The sequence below is a fragment of the Providencia sp. wls1922 genome (assembly GCF_009706505.1).
GTDB lineage: Bacteria > Pseudomonadota > Gammaproteobacteria > Enterobacterales > Enterobacteriaceae > Providencia > Providencia lanzhouensis.
Genome location: NZ_WLUG01000005.1, coordinates 1 through 2,209, shown reverse-complemented (window position 1 = coordinate 2,209; position 2,209 = coordinate 1). Strand labels below are relative to the sequence as shown.

At 34.5% G+C, this 2,209-nt stretch carries 3 protein-coding genes; all 3 read right to left on the bottom strand.

Annotated elements, in window-relative coordinates:
* Positions 1 to 363: 363 nt before the first annotated feature.
* The 3 genes from GKR71_RS00430 to GKR71_RS00420 all read right to left on the bottom strand — a co-directional run bounded on the left by GKR71_RS00430 (position 364) and on the right by GKR71_RS00420 (position 1,460).
* Positions 364 to 687, bottom strand: coding sequence for a GrlR family regulatory protein (locus GKR71_RS00430; RefSeq protein ID WP_154633753.1), 324 nt, complete (start codon positions 685 to 687; stop codon positions 364 to 366).
* A gap of 106 nt (positions 688 to 793) precedes the next feature.
* The gene (locus tag GKR71_RS00425; RefSeq protein ID WP_154633752.1) at positions 794 to 1,132 is read right to left on the bottom strand and encodes a hypothetical protein; all 339 of its coding nucleotides are present in this window, start codon (positions 1,130 to 1,132) and stop codon (positions 794 to 796) included.
* 7 nt (positions 1,133 to 1,139) lie between these two features.
* Complete coding sequence (locus tag GKR71_RS00420) at positions 1,140 to 1,460, bottom strand: hypothetical protein (RefSeq protein WP_154633751.1); 321 nt, start codon at positions 1,458 to 1,460, stop codon at positions 1,140 to 1,142.
* Between the last annotated feature and the right edge of the window lie 749 nt (positions 1,461 to 2,209).

Sequence of the window (2,209 nt, the reverse complement as noted above, 5' to 3'; positions counted from 1 at the left end):
ATAAGAAAAGGGGCTAGAGTATTTTTCGTGCATACGCATATCCACCCCCTGCGGAGTGTTCCGATGTTTAGTTAATAGAAAGCCACCAGTAACAGCAGCTAGAACTGAATAGGTGACGGGCGCAACTCCGCCTTATGCGCAGCTATCGATTTCTCTGCATGAGGTTTTCGATAAATTAATGAAACACTGCTCGCCAGTAAGCTTTGTATTTTGAGCGGGTGAGGAAGTAATGAAATGACCAAGACAGGCGTAATTGCTCTTTTGTTTTACCTGATAACTTAATGCACAGATTAATAAATAAATTTTTCATATTTTCTCCAATAAAAAAGGCCGCTTCAGCGACCTTGATTTGATATCGGAGAGTTAATTAATTACTTCCCCGATGAACTTAGCATTGATTGAAATTTTCATCTGCTGCATGCCTTCTACATGCCCTGCTAAAACATAATCCCTGCCGGATTCGGCGATATTTAAAATCAAATTGAATTTATCAATATCACCAAATACTGATGTTGCAGATCTATCATGTCTTTCTATTGTTAATGTGGTTTGAATACCATTCACTTTACCTCTGTACAGGTAAGCAAAATCACCACCATTGACAATATTATCTTTAACTACTACCGTGCCATTTCCAAAATCTTGAGAGTTACTTCTAAATCTTACAAAGTAAATACCATCTTTCATAAATACCTCATGCAGTAATTTTTTGGCTGAAAATCAGCAGTGTAACTTTACCGCAATTTAGTAAATATATAGCGTATACAAAAAAGCCGCGCTAGGCGACTTGGTTTTAACGTAGAACTAAGTTGGCAGCATAATCACTACCAAGAAATACATCACATTCTTTTTCAGGGAAATGACAGCGGGCCATCACTTTCTCCCCTCTGTATTTTGATGTATAGACATTAGTATATTGATTACTAAATACTCCTGATATACTTTTATCTTGATTCAATGTGCTTTCGTTTATAACGATTTCTTCATTAAATCTGATTTTCAAATACCCGTTTGGCATATCAGCAGAAATTAGCATTTGCTCACCATTAATCGTTCTATATGGCTGCTTCGCGGTAAAATTTGTACACCCAATAAGCAATAAAATGGAAAGAGATAATATAGAAAATTTCATTTATCTCTTACCCATTACATTTTACTGCTTTTAGTCCTTCCAATTGATTCAGGCGTGATTGAACTTTTTTTCTAGCATCTTCTTTTGCCATTCCATTACCAATACCAAAATCACCAAGAAAGCCCAAAACTGTTTTTCCATCAAACTCACCAGTTCTTTCAATTTCATTGTGAACACCTCGCGTCTTGGCAATCTCAATTTTAATATCATTACAAGTCATAATAGAAGATTCTTCGGGGGTTAGTGACGCAGGTTGCGGGTATTGCTTTGTTGCGCAAGCAACAAGAAAAAATGATGGTAATACTGCAACTAGAAGTGACTTTTTCATGATTAAACACCTTTTACATTAATAAATTTTAAGTTTAATCACTAAGTGAATGCTCAATTCTTTTAATAACCAAATAAAATTAATTGTTATCATAATATTACTTTATCATTTTCATGATAAAGATTGGTGTATTGGTATTTTGTGGTATCTAAAGAAGAGTCTATTGCCATTAGAGTATTTTTACAATTTACGCCATTGACTACCTGATCCAGAACGGAAATGCAATAAACAGCAATACAAATACAGCTAACATCATGATTTTTTGAAGTGCGCCGAATATAGCCATATATAAACGCCCAATTTAATAGTCTTTTATTATTGTTATTTAAATGTAGCCATTATTAAGGAATTGTAAAGATAACCGCATGTGAAAATTAACAATATAGAAGATTGAAACTTACCGAGAACGTAAACCAAATGCTTATTGTTAATTTTACTTACATTTTATTTATATCTGCACTACACTTAATACGTTTGACTGCTTCAAAGGGAAAGCTACGCTTCCCATCATGTCATAAATTAAATAATTTGTTGTAATTTAATGCCAAGCCTCTCTGCTTGGCTTTTTTTTTTGCGCCTAACTTATCAAATGGCGCATCAATACCCCAAAAAAACTCACTAGCCCTTTGAGTGACTACTTAACTACTTCATATGCAATATCCTTGAAAGCAAAAAACCCCGCGCAATGGCGAGGTTTCATTCTATAAGTTAGGTGACAACGTATTCACTCTTATCACACTAGCATTGAT